General features: G+C 56.6%; 25 protein-coding genes. 12 read left to right on the plus strand and 13 right to left on the minus strand.

Features of this window, described 5'->3' with window-relative positions:
- Positions 1-100 precede the first annotated feature (100 nt).
- From thrS to ABUK73_RS02865, 4 genes are all read right to left on the minus strand, one after another.
- Positions 101-2,113 (minus strand): threonine--tRNA ligase, encoded by a 2,013-nt coding sequence (thrS, locus tag ABUK73_RS02850; RefSeq protein WP_353575937.1) that lies wholly within the window; start codon positions 2,111-2,113, stop codon positions 101-103.
- Positions 2,114-2,223: 110 nt separating this feature from the next.
- Entirely contained in the window at positions 2,224-2,664 is a 441-nt protein-coding gene (locus ABUK73_RS02855; protein WP_353575938.1) for a DUF2267 domain-containing protein, read from the minus strand.
- Positions 2,661-3,032 carry a membrane protein insertion efficiency factor YidD gene (yidD, locus tag ABUK73_RS02860; protein ID WP_353575939.1) on the minus strand — a complete coding sequence of 124 codons (372 nt, stop codon included), beginning with the start codon at positions 3,030-3,032 and terminating at the stop codon, positions 2,661-2,663. The genes ABUK73_RS02855 and yidD overlap by 4 nt, the downstream gene beginning before the upstream one ends.
- Before the next feature lie 3 nt (positions 3,033-3,035).
- On the minus strand, positions 3,036-3,476 hold the full coding sequence (locus tag ABUK73_RS02865) for an iron-sulfur cluster assembly scaffold protein (RefSeq protein WP_353575940.1): 441 nt from the start codon (positions 3,474-3,476) through the stop codon (positions 3,036-3,038).
- A 261-nt stretch (positions 3,477-3,737) separates the two neighbouring features.
- On the opposite strand from ABUK73_RS02865, the gene folE reads away from it, so the two are divergent.
- From folE to ABUK73_RS02880, 3 genes are all read left to right on the plus strand, one after another.
- On the plus strand, positions 3,738-4,364 hold the full coding sequence (gene folE, locus ABUK73_RS02870; protein WP_113087706.1) for a GTP cyclohydrolase I FolE: 627 nt from the start codon (positions 3,738-3,740) through the stop codon (positions 4,362-4,364).
- An 86-nt stretch (positions 4,365-4,450) separates the two neighbouring features.
- On the plus strand, positions 4,451-4,927 hold the full coding sequence (gene hisI / locus ABUK73_RS02875) for a phosphoribosyl-AMP cyclohydrolase (RefSeq protein ID WP_353575941.1): 477 nt from the start codon (positions 4,451-4,453) through the stop codon (positions 4,925-4,927).
- Between the two features lie 133 nt (positions 4,928-5,060).
- Positions 5,061-6,014 (plus strand): patatin-like phospholipase family protein, encoded by a 954-nt coding sequence (locus ABUK73_RS02880; RefSeq protein WP_353575942.1) that lies wholly within the window; start codon positions 5,061-5,063, stop codon positions 6,012-6,014.
- 25 nt (positions 6,015-6,039) lie between these two features.
- Here the strand turns inward: ABUK73_RS02880 and ABUK73_RS02885 are convergent, their stop codons facing one another.
- Together ABUK73_RS02885 and ABUK73_RS02890 are read right to left on the minus strand one after the other, a co-directional pair.
- Positions 6,040-6,474 (minus strand): CBS domain-containing protein, encoded by a 435-nt coding sequence (locus ABUK73_RS02885; protein WP_353575943.1) that lies wholly within the window; start codon positions 6,472-6,474, stop codon positions 6,040-6,042.
- A 158-nt stretch (positions 6,475-6,632) separates the two neighbouring features.
- Positions 6,633-7,382: a rhomboid family intramembrane serine protease gene (locus ABUK73_RS02890; protein ID WP_353575944.1), complete on the minus strand. Its 750-nt coding sequence runs from the start codon at positions 7,380-7,382 to the stop codon at positions 6,633-6,635.
- 232 nt (positions 7,383-7,614) lie between these two features.
- Between ABUK73_RS02890 and ABUK73_RS02895 the strand changes: the two genes are divergently transcribed.
- The 3 genes from ABUK73_RS02895 (at position 7,615) to ABUK73_RS02905 (ending at position 10,054) form a co-directional block, all read left to right on the plus strand.
- Entirely contained in the window at positions 7,615-8,169 is a 555-nt protein-coding gene (locus tag ABUK73_RS02895) for a PAS domain-containing protein (RefSeq protein WP_353575945.1), read from the plus strand.
- Positions 8,170-8,262: 93 nt separating this feature from the next.
- Positions 8,263-8,874, plus strand: coding sequence for a PilZ domain-containing protein (locus ABUK73_RS02900; RefSeq protein WP_353575946.1), 612 nt, complete (start codon positions 8,263-8,265; stop codon positions 8,872-8,874).
- Between the two features lie 568 nt (positions 8,875-9,442).
- Positions 9,443-10,054, plus strand: coding sequence for a transglutaminase-like cysteine peptidase (locus ABUK73_RS02905; protein WP_113087713.1), 612 nt, complete (start codon positions 9,443-9,445; stop codon positions 10,052-10,054).
- A gap of 138 nt (positions 10,055-10,192) precedes the next feature.
- Here the strand turns inward: ABUK73_RS02905 and ABUK73_RS02910 are convergent, their stop codons facing one another.
- Both ABUK73_RS02910 and ABUK73_RS02915 read right to left on the minus strand, forming a co-directional pair.
- Positions 10,193-10,627, minus strand: a complete 435-nt coding sequence (locus ABUK73_RS02910) for a DUF1489 family protein (RefSeq protein ID WP_113087714.1) — start codon at positions 10,625-10,627, stop codon at positions 10,193-10,195.
- 54 nt (positions 10,628-10,681) lie between these two features.
- Positions 10,682-12,085, minus strand: a complete 1,404-nt coding sequence (locus ABUK73_RS02915; RefSeq protein ID WP_113087715.1) for an L-serine ammonia-lyase — start codon at positions 12,083-12,085, stop codon at positions 10,682-10,684.
- 54 nt (positions 12,086-12,139) lie between these two features.
- Between ABUK73_RS02915 and ABUK73_RS02920 the strand changes: the two genes are divergently transcribed.
- Positions 12,140-12,442: a hypothetical protein gene (locus ABUK73_RS02920; protein WP_162727756.1), complete on the plus strand. Its 303-nt coding sequence runs from the start codon at positions 12,140-12,142 to the stop codon at positions 12,440-12,442.
- 324 nt (positions 12,443-12,766) lie between these two features.
- Positions 12,767-13,120, plus strand: coding sequence for a hypothetical protein (locus tag ABUK73_RS02925; protein ID WP_353575947.1), 354 nt, complete (start codon positions 12,767-12,769; stop codon positions 13,118-13,120).
- 12 nt (positions 13,121-13,132) lie between these two features.
- Here the strand turns inward: ABUK73_RS02925 and ABUK73_RS02930 are convergent, their stop codons facing one another.
- The 3 genes from ABUK73_RS02930 to ABUK73_RS02940 all read right to left on the minus strand — a co-directional run bounded on the left by ABUK73_RS02930 (position 13,133) and on the right by ABUK73_RS02940 (position 15,287).
- The gene (locus tag ABUK73_RS02930; protein ID WP_353575948.1) at positions 13,133-13,885 is read right to left on the minus strand and encodes a phosphodiester glycosidase family protein; all 753 of its coding nucleotides are present in this window, start codon (positions 13,883-13,885) and stop codon (positions 13,133-13,135) included.
- Between the two features lie 185 nt (positions 13,886-14,070).
- Positions 14,071-14,232: an entericidin domain-containing protein gene (locus ABUK73_RS02935; protein WP_113087718.1), complete on the minus strand. Its 162-nt coding sequence runs from the start codon at positions 14,230-14,232 to the stop codon at positions 14,071-14,073.
- A 116-nt stretch (positions 14,233-14,348) separates the two neighbouring features.
- Positions 14,349-15,287: a LysR family transcriptional regulator gene (locus ABUK73_RS02940; protein ID WP_353575949.1), complete on the minus strand. Its 939-nt coding sequence runs from the start codon at positions 15,285-15,287 to the stop codon at positions 14,349-14,351.
- A gap of 176 nt (positions 15,288-15,463) precedes the next feature.
- On the opposite strand from ABUK73_RS02940, the gene ABUK73_RS02945 reads away from it, so the two are divergent.
- Both ABUK73_RS02945 and glgX read left to right on the plus strand, forming a co-directional pair.
- Positions 15,464-15,679: a DUF1127 domain-containing protein gene (locus ABUK73_RS02945; protein WP_113087947.1), complete on the plus strand. Its 216-nt coding sequence runs from the start codon at positions 15,464-15,466 to the stop codon at positions 15,677-15,679.
- Between the two features lie 125 nt (positions 15,680-15,804).
- The gene (glgX, locus tag ABUK73_RS02950) at positions 15,805-17,880 is read left to right on the plus strand and encodes a glycogen debranching protein GlgX (protein ID WP_353575950.1); all 2,076 of its coding nucleotides are present in this window, start codon (positions 15,805-15,807) and stop codon (positions 17,878-17,880) included.
- A 51-nt stretch (positions 17,881-17,931) separates the two neighbouring features.
- On the opposite strand, the gene ABUK73_RS02955 is transcribed toward glgX, so the two are convergent.
- The gene (locus ABUK73_RS02955) at positions 17,932-18,360 is read right to left on the minus strand and encodes a response regulator (RefSeq protein ID WP_353575951.1); all 429 of its coding nucleotides are present in this window, start codon (positions 18,358-18,360) and stop codon (positions 17,932-17,934) included.
- 403 nt (positions 18,361-18,763) lie between these two features.
- On the opposite strand from ABUK73_RS02955, the gene ABUK73_RS02960 reads away from it, so the two are divergent.
- Entirely contained in the window at positions 18,764-19,804 is a 1,041-nt protein-coding gene (locus tag ABUK73_RS02960; protein ID WP_353575952.1) for a GlxA family transcriptional regulator, read from the plus strand.
- 2 nt (positions 19,805-19,806) lie between these two features.
- Here the strand turns inward: ABUK73_RS02960 and ABUK73_RS02965 are convergent, their stop codons facing one another.
- Complete coding sequence (locus ABUK73_RS02965; protein WP_353575953.1) at positions 19,807-21,276, minus strand: NAD(P)H-hydrate dehydratase; 1,470 nt, start codon at positions 21,274-21,276, stop codon at positions 19,807-19,809.
- Positions 21,277-21,624: 348 nt separating this feature from the next.
- On the opposite strand from ABUK73_RS02965, the gene ABUK73_RS02970 reads away from it, so the two are divergent.
- Positions 21,625-21,963: a P-II family nitrogen regulator gene (locus ABUK73_RS02970; protein WP_007753933.1), complete on the plus strand. Its 339-nt coding sequence runs from the start codon at positions 21,625-21,627 to the stop codon at positions 21,961-21,963.
- The last annotated feature ends 23 nt before the right edge of the window (positions 21,964-21,986 follow it).

The following is a 21,986-nucleotide window of genomic DNA, read 5'->3' on the forward strand; positions in this document are numbered from 1 at the left end:
GGACGCGTCAGCACTTCCAAAGTTTGAACGATCCAAATCGCCCGGTAGTGTGTCCTCGGGCGCGCCCGAGGACCACTTTGAGAGTGAGGCATCGCCTCAGCTACCCAGCTTTTGCCTTCGCAGCCTTCGCCGCGCGCTTGCGCTTCACGTCCGGAGGCGTCGCCTCATCCACGAGGTTGGCAATCGCCTCGTCCAGCGCATAGGATGTCTGGGCTTGCGAGCCCAGGCGGCGGATGTTGACGGTGCGTTCTTCGGCTTCCTTCTTGCCGCAGACGATGATGACCGGGACCTTGGTGACCGAGTGTTCGCGGACCTTGTAGTTGATCTTTTCGTTGCGGAAATCGGTTTCGACCAAAAGGCCCGCGTCGCGCAGGGCTTCTGCCACTTCGCGACCGTAATCGTCAGCATCCGATGTAATGGTGGCGACGACGACCTGCAGGGGGGCGAACCACAGCGGCATGTGACCGGCGAAGTTCTCGATGAGAATGCCGAGGAAACGCTCCATCGAACCGCAGATGGCGCGGTGAATCATGACTGGCTGACGCTTTTCCGAGGCCTGATCGATGTAGAAGGCACCGAAGCGTTCCGGCAGGTTGAAGTCGACCTGCGTCGTTCCGCACTGCCATTCGCGACCGATGGCATCTTTCAGCGTGTACTCGAATTTCGGACCATAGAACGCGCCCTCGCCCGGCAGAATGTCGGTCTTGATGCGGCCTTCGGACTGATCCTCGATGGACTTCAAAACATCGGTCATGACGCTTTCGGCGCGATCCCAGACGTCGTCGGAACCGACGCGCTTTTCAGGGCGCGTGGACAACTTGACGACGATTTCGTCGAAGCCGAAGTCCTTGTAAACCGACAGGATGAGGTCGTTGATGCGCAAGCATTCCGCCGCCATCTGCTCTTCCGTGCAGAAGACGTGCGCATCGTCCTGCGTAAAGCCGCGAACGCGCATCAGGCCATGCAGCGCGCCGGAAGCTTCGTAGCGGTGAACGTTGCCGAATTCCGCAAGGCGAACAGGCAGTTCTCGGTAAGACTTCAACCCGTGCTTGAAGATTTGAACGTGGCCGGGGCAGTTCATCGGCTTCAAGGCGAAAACGCGGTTATCCGCTTCCTCGTCCTTCGGATGGGTGAAGGCATAGGCCGATTTTACGGCGAACATGTTTTCCTGATACCAGCCCCAGTGACCGGAAGTTTCCCACAGCGAAGCGTCCAGCACCTGCGGCGCGTTGACTTCCTGATAGGTGCCTTCCAACTGACGGCGCATATAGGCCGTCAAGGTCTGGAACATGCGCCAGCCCTTGCCATGCCAGAAGACCACGCCCGGACCTTCTTCCTGAAAATGGAACAGGTCCATTTCGCGGCCGAGCTTCCGGTGATCGCGCTTTTCGGCTTCGGCCAGAATGTGGAGATACTGGTCCAGCTCTTCCTGCGTGGCCCATGCGGTGCCGTAGATGCGGGTCAGCATCGGGTTATTGCTATCGCCACGCCAATAGGCACCGGCAACCTTCATCAGCTTGAAGGCCGTGCCGATCTGTCCGGTGTTCGCCATATGCGGGCCACGGCAAAGGTCGAACCAATCGCCCTGATAATAAATCTTAAGGTCCTGCCCCTCGGGAATGGCATCCACGAGTTCGACCTTGTAGTTCTCACCCTTGGCGGCAAAAACTTCCTTGGCTTTTTCGCGCGACCAGATTTCGCGCGTGAATGGCTTGGACCGACCGATGATCTCCTTCATCTTCTTTTCGATCTTCGGCAGATCTTCCGGCGTGAAGGGCTCGTTCTTGGCGAAATCGTAATAGAAACCGTTTTCGATGACCGGGCCGATGGTGACCTGTGTGCCGGGCCACAATTCCTGCACGGCCTCGGCCATGACGTGAGCGGCATCGTGGCGGATCAGTTCCAGAGCTCTGCTGTCGTCACGGGTGACGATCTCGATCTTGCCATCGACGATAGTGTCAGAAAGGTCGCGCACAGTGCCATCCAGCGCAATCGCGACGGCCTTCTTTGCAAGCGACTTGGAAATGGATTCGGCAACATCGCGTCCAGTCGTGCCGGGGGCATACTGGCGAACGGAGCCATCGGGAAATGTAAGGGAAACAGCGTCTGACATAATAATCTCCTGTCCAGTCCCGCCAACGAATGCGGGTGGTGTGTTGACCGGCGAAAGCCGGAATGTGAACGCGCGGGTGATAATGCGGAATCCGCGCTGAGTAAAGAATTTTAAGAAAGCGCAGGCACCCGCCAGAACGCCCGGGCTTCCTGCGGCAGCTTCGACAGGGTTCGATTGAAAGCATCCGGGTCTACGTTCCGACCCAACGCTTCTGCTACATCCTGAATGGCAGAATCGGTCGAGAGATTATGGTTGTAGCGCAGCTCTCGAACTTCGATCATCATTCCGGTTTCGGAGCCGAATGCACGCGTATCTTCGCTGACGTCCCAATCGCTGACGAAGATAGCCCGCAGAACTGGCGGCAATACGTTCGCAAAGTCCAATGCCTGTTGCACCGTCAATCTGCGGCGAAACACCTGAAGCACTGCCTGTAACATCGTGTAGGCCTGATGCGATGTGCTCAGCATGGAAACCTCTTTCAGGTCTTCCATGAACCGGTCGAAATCCACCGACGCCTGACGGTACTCCATCGGCATAGGCATGTGGTTCATCCCCCTGTGTCAGCTTGTTTTCTGGCCCGCCTCCAGTAGGACCATGGTGCCCACCAGACATATGTATCGTCCAACTTTTCCACGACCGGATCAAGCCCGCTGGTGCCACCCGGTCCGCAGCGTGCGACGCGAAATAGGGTCAGCCAGCCGCCTGCCCAGAAGCCATGTCGTGCAAAGGCCTCATAGCCATATTCGGAACAGGTGGGAATATGGCGGCAGGAATTGCCGACGAAGCCGGAAAAGGCGAGTTGATAGAAGCGGATCAAACCCATGCCGAGAAGACGGCCCGGTGTCTTGGCAAAGGGACCGGACCAGTTGCGGGTTTTCGGAGTCTTATCGGAATGGTGGCAGTTCGGGTCGTTACACACGGCTCAAGCCGAAAGCGGCTGGTCTGCCTCGATCTGGTCGAGACAGTCGCAGATGGCGTCGAAGGTCAGCATGGTGGAGGCGTGGCGGGCCTTGTAGTCCTTGACGGGCTTGAGAATGCGCATGTCCTCGAAGCGTCCTTCCGGCCCCTCGCCTCCCGCCGTCAGCATCGCCAGCATATCGGAGCGCGCCTGACGCACTTCGCCGGCGGTCGCGCCGATGACATGATGGGCCATGATAGATGAGGAGGCCTGCCCAAGCGCGCAGGCGCGAACTTCGTGAGAGAAATCCGTCACCACGCCGTCGCGCAGCTTGATGTAGACCTTGACCTTGGAGCCGCAGAGCTTGGAATGTTTCTGCACGCTGGCATCCGCATCCGGCATGGCGCCGGTCAGGGGAATGTTGCCTGCGAATTCCAGAATGCGGTTGTTGTAGATGTCATCCATGTGATCGTCCGTCCGCGCAGGATTGAATTTTCAAACACTGCGTCATCAGTGGCAAAGCTTTTCTGAGCGCTATCATCATTATATGTTATGAGACACCGACGTCATCAAGGTGCGGCAAATTTAATCATGGCGCGTTGAAAAAGTGATGACAGACTTGCCAAATTGCCTGAAAACAACCAGATAGCAGGCGCGGCATCTTTATAAGTCATGCCGTAACCAAGTTCAGATGCGGCATTTCAACCGCATCGGGAGACCCAAGAGATGGATGCAATCGTGAAGAATTTCCCCGGTGCAGGCACACCCAACGGTGCAGCAGACCAGCGCCCTACGCAGGCTGAAGCCGAAGACGCCGTGCGCGTACTGCTTCGCTGGGCGGGTGACAATCCCGAACGCGAAGGCCTGCTCGATACGCCCAAACGCGTTGCCAAATCCTACCGCGAACTCTTCGGCGGATACGAGCTGAATGCCAGCGACGTTCTCGGCACGACGTTCGAGGAAGTCGGCGGCTATGACGACATCATTCTCGTGCGTGACATTCCGTTCTACTCCCATTGCGAACACCACATGGTCCCAATCGTTGGCAAGGCACATGTTGCCTACCTGCCAGCTGGCCGCGTTCTAGGCCTTTCCAAGATCGCCCGCGTAGTCGAAATCTATGGTCGCCGCCTGCAAACGCAGGAAACCATGACCGCGCAGATCGCACAGGCCATCGAAACGACGCTGAAGCCGCGTGGCGTGGCTGTCATGATCGATGCCGAGCATATGTGCATGTCCATGCGCGGTGTACAGAAGCAGGGTTCCACCACCTTGACCACCAGCTTCTCCGGCACCTTCAAGTCCGAGCCTGCCCAGCAGGCCCGCTTCATGACCATGGTCTACAATCGCTGAGATCAGACCGGTCTGACAGGGCGGCGCTAGCCGCTCTTTTTGATTTTAGCCACGGCAGTGCTTTGCCCGTCTCATCAGAGGTTTCCATGTCTTCGACATTTCCGCCCGTCCCTGCGGACAAGGAAGAGCTTGAATCTGCCGGTCTGTTTACGCCCAAATTCGATGCGCACGGCCTCGTCACCGCAGTCGTGACCGACATCAAGGACGGCGAGTTGTTGATGATCGCGCATATGAATGCGCAGGCGCTGACACTGACGCTGGAAACAGGCATTGCGCATTATTACAGCCGCTCACGCGACAAGATTTGGAAGAAGGGCGAAACCTCTGGCAATCTCCAGACCGTGCGGGAAATCCGCACCGATTGCGATCAGGACGCCATCTGGCTCAAAGTATCGGTAGCGGGCCATGATGCGACCTGCCACACCGGGCGTCGCTCCTGCTTCTACCGCACCGTTTCGCTTGAAGACGGCAAGGCAGTGACGACGATTACCGATGACTTCAGGCATTTCAATCCTGCCGAGACCTACGGGGCGGATGCCGGGCACTCGCACCCGAAAGACTGATCTTTCCGGTTCTTTATCCTTTTGCTACCAATATGACAGGGGTCGGGAGGTCGACTGACACCTTGGAGCGATGCATGCCTTAAAAAGGCAGAATCTCTCCTTGAATGTCCGCATAGCACTTGGGAGCAGAAGAATGTTGGGTTGGGGACTGAACCGCGAAAATCCGGCGACGGCAACGACTTTGGAGAAGGTCGAACAGCAGGCGCCATCTCCCATGCCGAAAATCGCTTCGAACCGAATTGCGCTGGCGCTGGGCGGCGGGGCTGCCCGTGGATGGGCTCACATCGGCGTTTTGCGCGCTCTGGATGAGGCAGGCGTCAAGATCGGCATGATCGCGGGCACCTCCATCGGCGCGCTGGTCGGGGGCTGCTATCTCGCTGGCAAGCTGGATGAACTCGAAGATTTCGCCCGCTCGCTTACCATGCGCCGCATTGCCGGGCTGCTGGACCTGACGATTGGCGGTGGCGGCTTGTTTGGCGGAATGCGGCTGACCAAGCGCATGCAGGAACACCTCGTCGGCCTCAATATCGAAGACCTGGAACACCCCTTCATCGCCGTCGCGACCGAACTCAAAACCGGCCATGAGGTATGGGTGCATCAGGGCGATCTGATTACCGCCCTTCGCTCGTCCTACGCTCTGCCCGGAATTTTCGAACCCGTGCGCTGCAACGGCAGAACCCTGATCGATGGCGCGCTGGTCAACCCCGTTCCCGTCTCCGTCTGCCGTGCCTATGAACAGGCGCTGGTGGTGGCCGTGAACCTCAACTACGATATTTTTGGGCGCTCCGCCGTGGTCAAGCATGGCGCAGGCACCGCTAGCCTCGACACGACAGCAAAGGCTCCAACAGAAGCATCCTCACGCGTTGGACTTCCGGGTGTGATGGTGCAGGCTTTCAACATCATTCAGGACAGAATTTCCCGCTCACGCCTCGCAGGCGACCCACCGGATTTGACGCTGCACCCTCGTATCAACCACATCGGCCTGTCGGAATTCCACCGTGCGGCTGAATCCATCGAGCGCGGATATGAGGAAACCCGGTCGCGGATTCCGGAATTGAAGCGGATGCAGCAGGTTTTTGAGGCGTAATTGCTCCGCCACGTCAGGGGCAACCCTACCCCGCGATATAAGCCTTGATATGCTCCGCTTCAGCCTCTACTTCGCTGATGCGCGCTTTCACCACGTCACCAATTGAGATGATGCCGACCAAACGGCCATCTGCTTCCACCGGCAGATGGCGGAAGCGGCCACCAGTCATGAGTTCCATCAGATCATCCGTGCTGGAACCCTCGTGACAGCGGGTGACATTCTTGGTCATGACGTCAGACACTTTGGCCTGCAAGGCTGCGGCGGCTTGCGCCGCGATGGCTTTGACGAGATCGCGTTCTGTAAAGATGCCGAGAATAGCACCCTTGTCATCGGTCACCACGACAGCACCGATTCGGTTTTCGTGCAGCGTTATTGCCGCATCTCCCAGCGACATATCAGGCCCGACGGTTACGACATCGCGGCCCTTGAGATCGAGCAGTTCTTTCACAAATATCGGCATATTTCCCTCCGTGTCAGACTGGTCTTTTGATCCCGCGCCATGTCTCCTCCACGGGTGCGCGATCAATCTGGAAGGCAATGGTGCTCCAGCGCTCAGCGGAAAGCAATATGTTTCCGACCGCCCAAATACTTCAATCGATTGAGTAGCTTCGCGAAAACCTATCGGCGCCCGACCGGGTTGCGGTCGAAGAGTGCGAAGAACAGAAAGCCCAGCAGGAAGCCGAAAATATGCGCGTCCCACGCCACTTCGCCGCCCACATCACCCACCAGCGGAATGCCGAAGGCAATCAGCACATTGCCCAGCAGCCACATCAGCGTGAAGATGAGGACGGTGCGGTTCGACAGGGATTGAAGAATGCTCTGGCGTGGCAGAAGATGCCCCACGGCGGGATGATATCGACCGCCCTGCGATGGAAACACAAAGCGGCAGGCCGCACCCATGAGCGCGGAGACCACGCCGGACGCGCCGATCAGCACCGTGACATCGCCCCAATGCAGGAATGCATGGCCGAATGCGGCAACGGCGGCTGAAATGCACCAGAGCAAACTGAAACGCATCGTCCCGATTCGACGCAGCACCGGCGCGCCAAAGGCCATCAGCCACAGACCGTTAAACAGAATATGTTCGATGCCACCATGCAAAAACGAGTAGGTAACGGGCGTCCAAAGCCATTCCAGCCCCTGCTCGGAAAGGGCGGTGGCGTAACGCAGCGGAATGAAGCCGAAAGTGAAGATAAACCAGCCATAACCATCATCTGAGAGCACATAGGTCGCAACGAGGTGCACAACGATCATGAAGCCGAGAACGGCAACAAGTGCGCCAGGCAGGTTGAAAACCGGCGATTTCTGCGCAACCTCGGGACGGGCTTCCTCTTCGGCTTCCGGCAATCCGCCTTCATTGTGCGTCATAAGCAAGCTTTCCTTCCCGTAGCGTTCCGCATGTATGCTGTGAGCAATATAGTAACGTTGCGCGAAAAAGAAGCGCCGAGACGTGACTGCTGCTGCAACTTAACAGGCCCTTACGGATTGTCATTGCGCAAGCGCGTGGCATGGAAATCGCATGGATATCTTTAAGCACCGCAAATGAACGTGGCTCTGTATCGAAATGATACATAACCCCTGCGGGCTCGGAGACCGTGTCATGAAGACAAACGCAAGCCTGGAGATTTACTCCTACTGGAACGATTTACGCGGCAATCGCGCAGCCCCTTTGCGCAGTGAGATCGATCCTTCGCATATTCGCCACGTCCTGCCCGACCTTTTCGTGCTGACTGACACCGGCGAAGACGCGCCGGTGTTTCGCCTGACGGGAACGCGGCTCTACAATCTTTTCGGCTGCGAGCTGCGCGACACGGCCTTTTCAATGATCTGGCAACCGGATGCAGCCCATTATGCCTGTCGCATCGCCCATGGGGTGATGCAGCATGAACGCCCCGTCATCTTCGATCTATGGGCGGAAAGCGAGAGCGGCCATGCCGCGCAGGAATTCGAAATGCTGCTTCTGCCGCTGGAGGCCGAGCCGCATTTTCCGCCGCGGCTTCTGGGCGCTCTCGTCTCCGATCCGCCGCTTGCGGACTTCGGCCAGCCCTTCAAGCCGCTGGCACTGACACGCAGTCAGTTGCTGGAAGAACCTTGCGATGATGCGGTCAATGGAATAGCGACAAACCGCCCATCGGCATCGCACGTATCGTTATGAGATCAAGTGTGAATATTCGCAGCTTTCGGCGGAACGGTCTGTTAACTCGGGCGCTGTAAAGAAGAGCGATTATTCCTCTTTATTGTGCCGCCCATGTTCTCATCTCGCTCGACCACCGTCGCTTTTGCCGCTCGTTCCGTGGAGACACCTCCTGCGGAGGTTTTGCCCGTAGCTTTGAGTGGCAGGTTGATGGTGCCGTCGCAGGATGAGTATGATTGCGCAGCACATGAAATGACAGCGGAAACAGCCCGCATCACCTGCTTCGTGCGTCCCAGAAATGGCGACCGCATCATTGCCTATCTGCAGCATATCGGTCGTGTCGAAGGCGTCGTCAAAGCGCTGACCGCCGATGGCTTCACCATCGCCATCATGGCGACGGAGCGCAAGCGTGAGAAACTGGCTGCACAGCTGGCCTGGATTGCCAAGCGTCACGCGCTCGGCCTTCCCGAAGACCGCCGCCATGACCGTCTGACGCCGCGCAATCCACTCGCCGATCTGATGTTGAGCGATGGCAATATCGTGCCATGCCGCATCATCGACCTTTCGCTATCTGGCGCAGCCGTCGAAACGGAAATCCGCCCTGCCATGGGCAGCAATGTGCGTCTCGGCAACATGGCCGGTCGCATCGTGCGTCACTTCATGGAAGGCGTGGCCATCGAATTCGATGCCGTGCAGTCTCGCGATGCGCTGATCGAGTTTCTCTGATACCGTCATTCTGACTTCGCCACCGACAACCGGCAGCGCCTCGCGTTAGCCGGTTTTTTTGTGCCCGAAATTCACCTTGGGCACCGCTCGCTTCCCGATTTCGCTCGTCTCCCGCAGAAAAATCACAGAAAAAACCTGTGCCATCTTGGGAAAACGAAGAAATTTCAGAAAAATGACGAAAAAAAATCGCCCTAAAAAGATCAAATACACACAATCACAGATAGATTTCAGCACTCTTTGGTTGAGTTAGGACTACAGTAGGCCGGGTTCGATGAACTTAAGTATAGTCAAAGAATAGTTTAAACTAGTACGCACCCACCAAAAGCGGCCTCACGCATTAACCAAAGCGCCGACATAACCAATTAAAAACAGCAACTTGAACACCTATAACCCCGAGAAATCATAATCGAAACGATAAAATTCTAATCAAATTTTCTTCAAATACAGATCAAAACAAACTCAAATAAAGCGTTGTTTTTCCTAAATTTTACCTCGAATTTGAGCGCCGTTATTTGCCGCCGCTCAAAATATCGATGGCATTCTTCTCCTCACAACGGGGAGACAAGAAATGAAAAACATCAGCCGTTTCGGATTTATGATTGCAGCAATGATCGCAGGTGCATTTGCGGGCCAAGCAGAAGCATCTCCAGCAGCAGCCATGCGCATCATGGGTAAAGCCAATCCACCGATTGGTCACTACGAATTCTGCCAGACCTATCAGAGCGAATGCCAGCCGACATCCGGCGACCGTGGCCCACTGAGACTGACGGAAGAAAACTGGAAGATGATCCTGGACGTGAACTACACGGTCAACACCACGATCACGCCAATGACAGATATGGAAATCTACGGCGTTGAAGAACGCTGGGCATACCCAACGACGGTTGGCGATTGTGAGGACTATGTTCTCCTGAAGCGCAAGATGTTGATGAACAAGGGCATCTCGCCATCCGACCTGCTGATCACGGTCGTTCTTCAGCCAAACGGTTCCGGCCACGCGGTTCTGACCGTGCGTACTGATCGCGGCGACTTCATTCTCGACAACCTGCGCAACAAGGTCATGGACTGGTCCGAGACCGAATATACCTACCTCAAGCGTCAGGACAGCGCCAATCCGGGTCGCTGGGTCAAAATTCAGGATGGCCGTAACGTCAGCGCCGTTGCAGGTATCAAGGAATAATCAGGCGGGCGGCGTCTCCCCCGCCCCTCTCTACCGAGTTATTGGCCGGTCAGGTCACCCCGTCCCCGATGTTGACCGTGCCACGGGCCGGTTCCGTTGCCCCGGAACCGGCTCTTTTTTTGTCTGGAGTTTTGCTGGTTAGAGCAGGCCAAGTTCGGCGAGTTCGCGGCGAAGGTCTGATGGCATGTCGTCGGACAGGCCGTTGCCACCGAGATCACGCGGGGCTTCTTCCGCGTTCAGGTAACGCCATCCCTGAAACGGTCTCTTGGGCGCAGGCGAGGTTTCGATGACCTCCGGCCCAAGCACCAGATCGCAGCGGCTGATGCCGTCTTCACCTTTGAACGAGCGAATATCGAGAAGCGACTGGCGGGCCTGCACCTGGCCTTTGATGACCCAATAGAGCGAGCCGCCATCCAGCAACTCCTCCGTCCGTTTGGGAAACATGCGCGTGGTGTGCACACTGTGCGGCTCCAGCCCTGCCGCAATGGCGGTCAGGCACCGGTTGGAAACCCACTCGCGCAAATCCTCGATGGAGTCAGCGCCAACACAAAGCTTGATAAGATGAAGAGCCATGGCGCTATCAAGGCCGTTTTGGCTCTTCCGTCAAGCGTGGATAAGTTGCGCTGTTCAACACTCCACCACATTCACGGCAAGACCGCCGGTGGAGGTTTCCTTGTATTTCTCGCTCATGTCGTTGCCGGTCTGGCGCATAGTTTCGATGCAGGCATCGAGCGGCACGAAATGCTCACCATCACCCTTCAGCGCCAGCGACGCTGCGGTAACGGCCTTGACGGCACCAAGAGCATTCCGCTCGATGCACGGTACCTGAACCAGACCGGCAATGGGATCGCAGGTCATGCCAAGGTGATGCTCAAGTGCGATTTCAGCCGCGTTTTCCACCTGTGCCGGGGAACCGCCCATCACAGCGGCAAGACCCGCCGCCGCCATGGCAGCAGCAGATCCGACTTCGCCCTGACAGCCGACTTCGGCGCCGGAGATGGAGGCATTGTGCTTGATGATGCCGCCAATGGCTGCCGCCGTCAGCAGGAAGTCCCTGATATCGTCAACCGACGCATCCTCATGGAAATGGCGGAAATAACGAACGGTGGCAGGCACGACGCCCGCCGCACCATTGGTAGGCGCAGTCACGACACGGCCGCCAGAAGCATTTTCTTCGTTCACGGCCATGGCGTAAACGCTCAGCCAGTCATTCGCCAGAACCGGGTTGAGCCGGTTGCTGCGCCATTCGGCATTCAGCTTGTCATGTATGGAGCGCGCACGGCGTTTGACCTTGAGGCCACCGGGCATGATACCCTCGCCTTTCAGTCCACGCTCGATGCAGCCATTCATCGCATCCCAAATCTGGTCCAACCGGTCATCCAGTTCCTGCCGTGACATGACGGTTTCTTCATTGGCGCGCTTCATTTGCGAAATGGTGCGCCCAGAACTGTTTGCCATCTCCAGCATCTGCTTGGCGCTGGCGAAGGGATAAGGAACCTTCGGTCCGTTATCCACGGTCTTGCCGCGCTGTTTCATCGCCTCGAGCTCGGTATCGGTCACGACAAAACCGCCGCCGACAGAATAATAGATGCGCTTGAGCAGCATGCGTCCCTGATTGTCATAAGCAGAGAAGGTCATGCCATTGGCATGGCCCGGCAGCGGGTTCTTTTTGTCGAAGATCAAATCTTCTGCGGGGCGGAAAATGTACGTCGGGTGGCCGGGCGGTGTTACGCGGCCCGAGGCTTCGACATCGGCAACAAGGCCGTCCATCGCATCGGGATCGACACGGTCAGGGCGCTCGCCCGTCAAACCGAGGATAACCGCACGGCCAGAGCCGTGGCCAATGCCGGTGAAAGCAAGCGAGCCATGCAGGCTGACCTTGATGGCGGAAACCGCAGCACCGGAAGGCCGTGGCCATTCGTCTGACAGGATGGTTTCGAGAAAGCGGTTCGCCGCGGACATCGGTCCCATCGTGTGCGAACTGGAAGGTCCGATACCGATCTTGAAGACGTCGAAGACCGAAAGAAACATGTGTATCCTGCCCTATGTATAGACTTATGGCGCCAGTTTATCTGAAAGGCGCAAATGCGCCATATCAAATATGGGCATGAATTACGCCGACTGCGACATGCGGCAAAGCCTTTTCTGGGCATATTTCAGGCGCAAATGAAAACAGCACGGTTTCTTGGGGAAACCGTGCTGCCATATCTGAAAACTTTTAAGAGAGATTTTTACGGGCTGCCAAAAATGTATGTCAAAGCGAGAAAAGCGGCAAAGCCTGCAAGAGCGCGTATTGTTACTGCCCAGCAGGATTTCTGTGCGGTTTCTTCCATGATTACTCCAGCGTGTTCACTCTCCAGGCCGCTCTTCCGTCGGCCCAGTGGGTGAACCATTTATTAAAAACTCGTGACAAAGGCAATTGCTAAAAACGGCTAAAGCAAGGCGTATTCGCCCACCTGCCATTCACTGCGTGCATAGGTGCAATAAAAAACAATAGGTTAGATGACCATATCGGGACAGGCTATCCACAGGCTCCGTCTCAATTTGGACCAAAGTGTAAACGTGGTTAGATTTGGTTCACCATAAGTGCCTGAGATGTGTATAAACGCCCGCAATTTCACAGTTTTTGGTAGACGGGCTTTTCACCGTCTTGAACGTGTCTCGCATCTGCATTATCGGGCGAAAACCAACACGCTAGAGCGGTGAGATATCATGCAGGCAAATGCTTCTTCCTTCCCTGACCGCGAAACGGTCGCGACCAAGATCGCATCCTTGAATGCCGAGGATCAGTCCTGGCTGACCCTGCTGCTGGAAAACGCCCTTCAGGACGAAAACCTGCTGGAAGGACTGCATCTGTTTCTGGATCAACAGTCGCAGGCACGGTTTCTCAACACGCTGAAGCTGGAAAAATGCGGTGAGTGGTTTGGCGAACATGCCCCGGCCCGCATGCAGATCCGCCTGCACGAAGTCTCCAAGAGCAGCCAGCATGCGGCCTTCAACGCATTTCGCAACGGCCTGATGAAGTCCGGCGGTCTGGAAAAGGCCTATCCGAAAGCACCGATCTAAGGATCGCCTGCTTTAATCCGGCACACGCTCGACCACCGCGATGATTGGCCCCATGGGGTGCCAGGAGTCGCGGCGTTTGGCAGCGGGAATATCCACGCTGGAAATGCTGCCATCCAGATAAAGCGCATTCTTCACATGCAGCCGATCACGGAACAGCGTGGCAAAATCGTAGAAGCGCACCGCATTTTCCGAGATCGCGAAATGCACGACACCATCGTCAGAGACGCCGACACCGTTGCGGGTGTTGAGGCTGTCGCTCTGCGGCAGAAACCGCGGATGCAATTCGCCGTCTATCACCAGCATCGGACCTGATTGCGTGGCCAAATCCGGTCTGAGATTAGCGTTGAGATAAGCGCTGGTTTCCAGCACGCCTGCCGTCTGGCCCTTCAGAAAGAAGACGCCATTGGGCTGCATGTGGAAATTGCCCCACCCGCCGCCGGTGCTGATGGCATTCTTTTCCACGCCATTCTCTATATGCAGTCCCACCGGCGACAGATCGCGGTGATACATGCCGCCATTCATGGCGAAGATGACGAAGCTGTGCTGGCGCCAGAGCGACGAAGAAAGCGCCTCGAAGGAGCCGTAAGGCTTTCCGGCAATATAATCCCACTGATAAAGCCTGATATCGTTTTTCTTCGGATCAAAACTGCACACCGTATAGCGGCCGCCCATATGGTCGAGCGCCTGACAATAGCTCGGCAGTTCAGACGCATTGGCTGCGGTGGAAAACAAAAACGGCAGCAGATATCGAATGAATTTTCTCATCGGTCCTCGTGAATCAGCGAGATTCTGTCTGGCAAGATAAACTGCCGGAGGGCGACGAGAATATGGCTCACATTTCACAGTGTGCTGTTTTTACAAATGCCCGCATGAAAATCTCGTTACAACAAAAAAGCCGGCGAAAGATTCGCCAGCTTCTTTTTGATCTTGGCAGATGCCAAATATTTTGTTTAGCGGCGCGCTGCGCGATCTACGCTTCGTCCGGCAGCCTGCGTGCCGTCTACGGTGCCTGCTACATCCTTGCCAACGCCGCGGATCGTGTTACCGCAGGAGCTGAGGGAAATGAGAGCGATAAAAACAGCAGCAATGCTTGCGAAGAAACGTGTCGACATGCGTGGAAACTCCCCTTGTGTCTGCGTCAATAATGCAGACGATGATCTAAATTGCGCACATAAAACGCAGGAAATCCAAACGGGTTCCGCGGTCGTTCAAAAATAAGTTATCGATCTCAAAGCGGCTGTGCCACATCGCGGAAGGCATTGCGGATGCTGTCTGCCACCGCCTGAACCGGACGCGACGGCTTATCCGCCAGAATGAGGCGGATATCGAAGCAGCCAAGCTCCGGCAGCCCATCTTTTTCGCCCAGAATAACCATGTCATTCTGCACGTAGGAACGCGGCAAAGGCGCGATCGCAAGATCGGCCTCGATGGCCGCCTTTTGCGCCATGGTGTGGCCGCTGAGATAAGCGACGCGGAAACGGCGATTTTGCTTTTCCAGCGAATTGATGGCTTCCGAGCGCCAGATGCAGCCATCTTCCCAGATCGAAATCGGCAGGGGATCACGCAGATGGGCCGTGCCGCACTTCGCGCCCGTCCACACCAGCCGCTCGCGCATCAGCACCTCACCGGTATTGCGCATAGGCAGCGACGCGCAATTGACCAGCGCCAGATCTAGCCGATGCTCATCCATGCGCTTGTAAAGCTGCGAGCTGGAATCGATGGTTACATCCACCATGATGGCCGGAAAGGCTTCCGCAAACCGCTTGAGAATGCCAGGCAGCAGCCCACGCTCACCGATGTCTTCCGGTGCACCCAGCCTGACGACACCTGATAGTTCCGGCATCACGAAACGTGACACCGCCTCATTGGACAGGGCGATCATGCGGCGCGCATAGGTCAAAAGCGTCTCGCCATGAGCGGTCAATGTGACCGAGCGCGCATCGCGCAGGAACAGCGTCGTCTTCAACTGCTCTTCTAGCTTCTTGATCTGCATGGATACCGCCGACGGTGTTCGAAACACCACCTCGGCAGCAGTGGAGAAATTGCCGGTTTCGGCAATCGCGACAAAGGTGCGCAGGATGTCGTTGTCCAACAAAGGCAGCGGCTGGCGGAAGGAAACTGTCATGGCGGATGCCTTCAATTTTTCTGATCGATAAGACGATATCATTTCGTTTGATTGAATGTCAACAATGTCTCATCCTCAAATCCAAGCCAGACGGTGGCGCCGAAAAGCATCACAATAAGTCATGGATGGCATGACAATCATTCAATTGATTGATGATCGCACTGAGCGCATATCACTCTCGTCTGAAACCAAACATGGAGCATGAAAGGAGATACGACATGACCATGATCACCACCCACGCCAGGCGCCCATCACGGGCTTCGCTGCAGTCATTCCACTGGTTATCCCGCCTTGTAGAAACAGGCCGTGCACTGCACGCATTATGGCGCCGCAGACAGAACCTGCGTGCCCTTGAAGCCCTGCCTGCAGACACATTGAAGGATATCGGATGGCCAACGACGGACAACAAGCGCATGCGGATTGTTTCCAAGTAAAAGCAGCGCATAAGACGAACTGAATGGCTCGCAAGACTTGGATCTCGCGAGCCATTTTTTTGCGCTGCGGAACAAATGACAGGCCACCACATTTCCCACTGCCCCAATCAGCTAAGAGGATATCTATGGCCCAGTTCGGTTCCAGCATTTTGCCCGGCGACTTCACCCGCCTTGGCGCCAATTTCGATGGTGATGGTGTCAATTTCGCAATCTTCAGCGCCCATGCCGAACGGGTTGAATTGTGCCTCTTCGATGAGAGCGGTAAAAACGAGATCGACCGCATCACGTTGCCGGAATTCACCAACGAAATCTGGCACGGCTATATTCCCGGCCTGAAGCCCGGCGCGCTCTATGGTTACCGCGTGCATGGCGCATACGACCCGGAAAAGGGCCATCGCTTCAATCCCAACAAGCTGCTGGTCGACCCATACGCCCGTGAACTGGTGGGCGATATCGAATGGGGCACCGAGCAGTTCGGCTACAAGCTGGACGCCGAAGACAAGGACCTTTCCTTCGATGAGAGCGACAGCGCCGGCAAGATGCCGAAGTGCCGCGTCATCGATCCCAATGATTATGACTGGGCCAACGACAAGAAGCCCAACGTCCCTTGGTCGAAGACGATTTTCTACGAAACCCACGTCAAGGGCTTTACCCAGCTACACCCCGGCGTGCCGGAAAACCTGCGCGGAACCTATGAGGGTCTGGGCGACAAGCAGATCGTCGATTACATCAAGAGCCTCGGCGTAACCTCCGTCGAACTGTTGCCGATCCATTCCTTTCCGGATGACTCGCATCTCCTGGAAAAAGGGCTGAAGAATTTCTGGGGCTACAATTCCCTCGGCTTCTTCTCCCCCGCATCGCGTTATTATGGCCCGCGTGGCATGGCTGGCTTCCGCGATATGGTCAGGGCGTTTCATGATGGCGGCATCGAGGTCATTCTCGACGTGGTCTATAACCACACCGCTGAAGGCAACGAGCTTGGACCGACCCTTTCCTTCAAGGGCATCGACAATTTCTCATACTACCGCACTATGCCTGACCAGCCGCGTTTTTACATCAACGACACCGGCACCGGTAACACCGTCAACACCTCGCACCCGCGTGTGCTGCAACTGGTCACGGATTCGCTGCGCTACTGGGCCGAAGACATGCATATCGATGGCTTCCGCTTCGATCTCGGCACTATTCTTGGCCGCGAGCCTGAAGGTTTCGACCAGCGCAGCGGCTTTTTCGATGCCGTGGGTCAGGACCCGGTTCTTTCCAAGCTGAAACTGGTTGGCGAGCCTTGGGACATCGGCCCTGGCGGCTATCAGGTCGGCGGTTTTCCTCCCGGCTGGGCGGAATGGAACGACAAGTACCGCGATACGGTGCGTGAATATTGGAAGGACGAAGACGGCACCGCTGGTGATTTTGCCGCCCGCGTCCTCGGCTCCAGCGATGTCTACGACCTTCGTGGCCGCAGACCGTGGTCCAGCGTCAACTTCATCACCGCGCATGACGGCTTCACGCTGAACGACCTCGTGTCCTACAACGAGAAGCACAATGACGCGAATGGCGAGGACAACAAGGATGGCCACGGCGACAACCGCAGCTTCAACTATGGTGTCGAAGGTCCGACGGACGATCAGGATATCAACGCCGTTCGCGACCGGCAAAAGCGCAACTTCCTTGCCACCCTTCTTCTCTCACACGGGACACCGATGCTGTTGGCGGGCGATGAATTCGGTCGTAGTCAGATGGGCAACAACAACGGCTATTGCCAGGACAGCGAAGTCAGCTGGGTTCACTGGGAAAACCTGCCGGAAAGCGCTGAAGCCCTGCGCAGCTTCACATCGCGCCTGATCGAATTGCGACAGTCCCATTCGATCCTCAGACGCGAAAGCTGGCGCGACAGCACCCACGCCACATGGCTGAACCCGGGTGGCGGGGAACAGACGCAGGAACAGTGGGACGATCTCGGCTGCACCTCGCTCGGTCTTCGCCTGACGCGTGACGATCAGGACGAAGCAGACGGATGGCAGGACGTGCTGGTTCTGTTCAATCCGCATGATGGCGCGGTGGAGTTCAAACTGCCGGATGCCGATCACGGCTGGATGACGGAGCTGACGACCGCAGACCCGGATGCACCAAGCAACGCCATTGCCAATGGCGAGACTTACACCGCCGAAGGCCGCAGCCTGATCTTGTTGCGCGCGGCCTGATAAAGCGCTTGATCTCATTGAACGCCGGAGGAAACTTCGGCGTTTTTGCGTTCAGGGATGTGTGAACTGCAACCCGGCAACGCGGACGCTACGCTTTTTTTTGGACTTCGCCTTGCTGGAGATGGCAGCGCGGAGCGCAAAGAAGATGTCGTCGAAATGGTAGGGCTTACTGAAGAAGCGAACGTCGGACGGCAAATCCAGCGCGTCCGGTGCATGCCCCCCGGAGGTGACAATGATCGAAATATGCTCCTGGCAGGTTTCGAGCATCCGCACCAGATCCAGACCGGACAGGCCGCCGGGCATATCGATGTCGGTGATGACGGCAGAAATCTGGGGCACCTTGCCGATGACGGCCACGGCCTCCAGAACGTTGGACGCTTCCAGAACGGTATAACCCGCCTCTTCCAGCGCATCGGCAAGAGTGAATCTCAGGATCGGTTCGTCGTCTACGACCAGAACGGTCAGGCCAGCTTCATGCATACGCAATACTCCGCTCGAAGGCATCGGGCAGGAACGGCACAGTCGTTCTTGGGCAACCCGACACTGAAACACCAGATGAAGCGGCGGTCTTCTGTCTTTTCTCGATCCGCCGTTTCCTCACGTCGATAGAACGCGCAACGTGGCGATAGTGTTGAAAGGCTGCGCCGAAAAATTGAAAACAATATTAATAAAATGCAAAATATCGGCTTAAGGCTAAATTAGCGGTTCGGCCTCGGCTCCTCGGCAAGCCCCGGCTTGACGTCCGTCAAAACCCCGGTCACCCACAGTTTTTTTGACAGCGAAACAGCGGCGTCGTATCTTGCGCCGAGAGTGTCGCAAATGAGATATACAGCGGACGGTTTCCAAGCAAGGAATTGCGTTTCCGCAATGGAGCATGGTCATAATGAGCAAAACTCCTCCCAAGAAACGCTCAGTCGTCTTTTTTATGGTTCCGCAATTCACCATGCTGCCATTCACGGCAGCGGTGGAGACGTTGCGCATTGCCAACCGTATGCTGGGTTACGCAGCCTATGAGTGGCGCCTTGCCTCGGCGGATGGGCAGAAGGTCGCCTCCTCCAGCGGCATCGCACTGGAAGCCAACACATCACTGGCTGAAGAGCGCAAATCGGTGAGCGGTGAAAACCGCCCGAACATGGTGCTGATCTGTTCCGGCATCGATATCGAGCAATACAACAACAAATCTGTCAACGCGTGGCTGCGCGAGGCGAACAATCGCGGCATCGCTGTCGGTAGCCTCTGTACGGGCGCACATGTGCTAGCCCAGGCTGGCCTGTTGAACGGCAAGCGCTGTGCGATCCATTGGGAAAACCTGCCCGGCTTTTCCGAAGCCTTTCCGCAGGTGGAGGTCTATGCCGACCTCTACGAGGTGGATGGCAACATCTACACCTGCGCGGGCGGCACGGCATCTCTGGACATGATGCTAAACCTGATCGGTCAGGATTTCGGTGAAAACCTCGTCAACCGAGTCTGCGAACAGCAGCTGACGGACCGCGTGCGCAACCCGCATGACCGCCAGCGCCTGCCGTTGCGCGCTCGCCTTGGCGTACAGAACGACAAGGTTCTATCGATCATCGAACTCATGGAAAGCAACCTGTCCGAGCCGCTATCCCTGCTGGATATTGCAGATGATGCCGATCTGTCACGCAGACAGGTGGAGCGTCTGTTCCGGCAGGAAATGGGGCGTTCCCCTGCCCGCTACTACCTGGAAATCAGGCTGGATCGCGCACGTCACCTGCTGGTGCAATCGGCAATGCCGGTGGTGGAGGTGGCCGTTGCCTGCGGCTTCGTCTCCGCGTCACATTTTTCCAAGTGTTATCGCGAAATCTACAATCGCACGCCGCAGCAGGAACGTGCAGAGCGCAAGCTGGTCATGAGCGCATCTCGCATGGCCGCAGCCGCCAGCCAGGGCAAGCCAGCCCACTAGCCTTAAAAAGGACGAACCGCCGCGGCCAAATCCTCGGCGGTGAGACCCGGGCCCAGACGTTGGGCCGTTTCACCATGCAGCCAAACGGCGGCAGCCGCGGCCTCAAAAGCCGGAACCTGCTGGGCCAGAAAACCACCCGCTATTCCCGCCAGCACATCTCCCGACCCTGCCGTGGCCAGATAGGGCGGTGCATTGGTGTTGACCAGCGCACGACCATCCGGAGCCGCAACCACCGTATCTGCGCCCTTATAGACAATGACTGAATTGCTGAGCGCCGCAGCCGCCTGCGCTTTCTCGATCTTGCTGAGACTGTCGTCCGCCGCAATGTCAGGAAACAGACGACCAAACTCACCCTCATGTGGCGTCAGAATCCGGGGCGCGTCCGCAGCGAAGAGATCGAAGAGCCGCTTCGGCTCTTGCTTGAACGCCGTGATGCCATCGGCATCCAGTACAAGCGCCTTGTCCTTCAACAGGGAGACGAAGCGGCGCGCTTTCTCGAGGTCTCCAAATCCCGGGCCGAGAACATAGGTATTGTGGCGCTTGTCGCCAGCCCACGCTTCAAGCTCCTCATCGCTTTCGATGCCTGACACCATTACCGCCGTCAGCGTCGCAGAAAGCACGCCCATCGCCTCATGTGGCGCGGCAACAGTAACAATGCCTGCACCGGCACGAAAACCCGCCATAGCCGTCATGCGGGCAGCGCCGGTGGCATGGGAGGGGCCAGAGAAGACGGTGAGATGCCCGCGCTTGAACTTATGCGTATCCTCGTCCGCCTTCGGGAACGCACTCATCCAAAGCGAGGGATGGTTTTCATAGATCAAGCCGCTATGTTCCCGCAGAATTCGATGCGGAATGCCGATATCGAAGACCTCAAGCTCACCACACAGCGACCGTCCAGGCATCAGCACATGGCCAGGCTTGCGCGCCATGAAAGTGACTGTTCGCGCAGCCTGAAACGCTCGTCCCAACGGCACGCCCCGCCGTCCACACAATCCGGATGGCAGATCGATGGCGATAACGGGTATGGCGGCTGTCTCGACCTTATCGATGAGGGTAGCCACCTCAACAGGGACATTACGGGAAAGTCCCGCGCCGAAAATCGCGTCGATCACCACATCGCCGGATCGGGGCTTGTAATCATCGAGCGGTTCGAAAGACTGTGCCATGCCATCGAACGCCTGCTTCGCCGCTCCCTTCAACTTGCCAATATCGCCGAAGACAAAGACAGCCACCTCGGAACCGCTTTCGCTCAATGCGCGCGCTGCCACGAAGCCATCGCCGCCATTGTTACCAATGCCGCAAAGGACGACATAACGGAGCGCTTGCGGATAGTATTTGAGCGCGCATGCGGCAACGGCCTGCCCTGCCAGTTCCATCAGCGCGGAGACGGATATGCCGCTTCTTTCCGCACTCGCATCAATACGCGCCATGGCGGCTGGGTCGATCAAAGCATGGCTGGCTGAAAACATCATGCGGGCATATTCAGCGCAAAATCTTGCAAAAGGCAATCGGCGCAAAATTAGGCAAATTCACTTGCATAAAATATATTCATTTGCGCAAAATTTACCCAGACCACATCGTGCATTTACCTTTGCGTAACACGTTCGAAATTTGGCAAAATCGTGAAAAAACCGCTCTATAGCTGGCGATGGACGGTATTTTCACCCGTAAAAACAGGCAAGTTGCGCCAAATTTCGCCTTGTCCAGCCATTTTTTGAAGATTTTTTATTCAAACCCGCTTCCGATCTGGCACGATACGTGCATTCTTGTGGCAGAGCGGAAAGACCGCTTTAACGGGAGAAGCGGAGAGATATTTTCTCATGAAAAAGATCGAAGCGATCATTAAGCCTTTCAAGCTCGACGAAGTGAAGGAAGCCCTTCAGGAAGTCGGGCTTCAGGGAATAACGGTTACGGAAGCTAAGGGCTTTGGTCGTCAAAAAGGCCATACGGAACTCTATCGCGGCGCAGAGTATGTCGTCGACTTTTTGCCCAAGGTAAAAGTCGAAGTCGTGCTTGCGGATGAAAATGCGGATGCCGTGATCGAGGCCATTCGCAACGCTGCACAGACAGGCCGCATTGGCGACGGAAAGATTTTTGTCTCGAATGTGGAAGAGGTTATTCGTATCCGCACGGGTGAGACAGGCGTAGACGCCATATAAAAAGACTGAACCCAGCAGGAAAA

The organism is Agrobacterium vacciniicorymbosi, from assembly GCF_040427045.1.
GTDB lineage: Bacteria > Pseudomonadota > Alphaproteobacteria > Rhizobiales > Rhizobiaceae > Agrobacterium.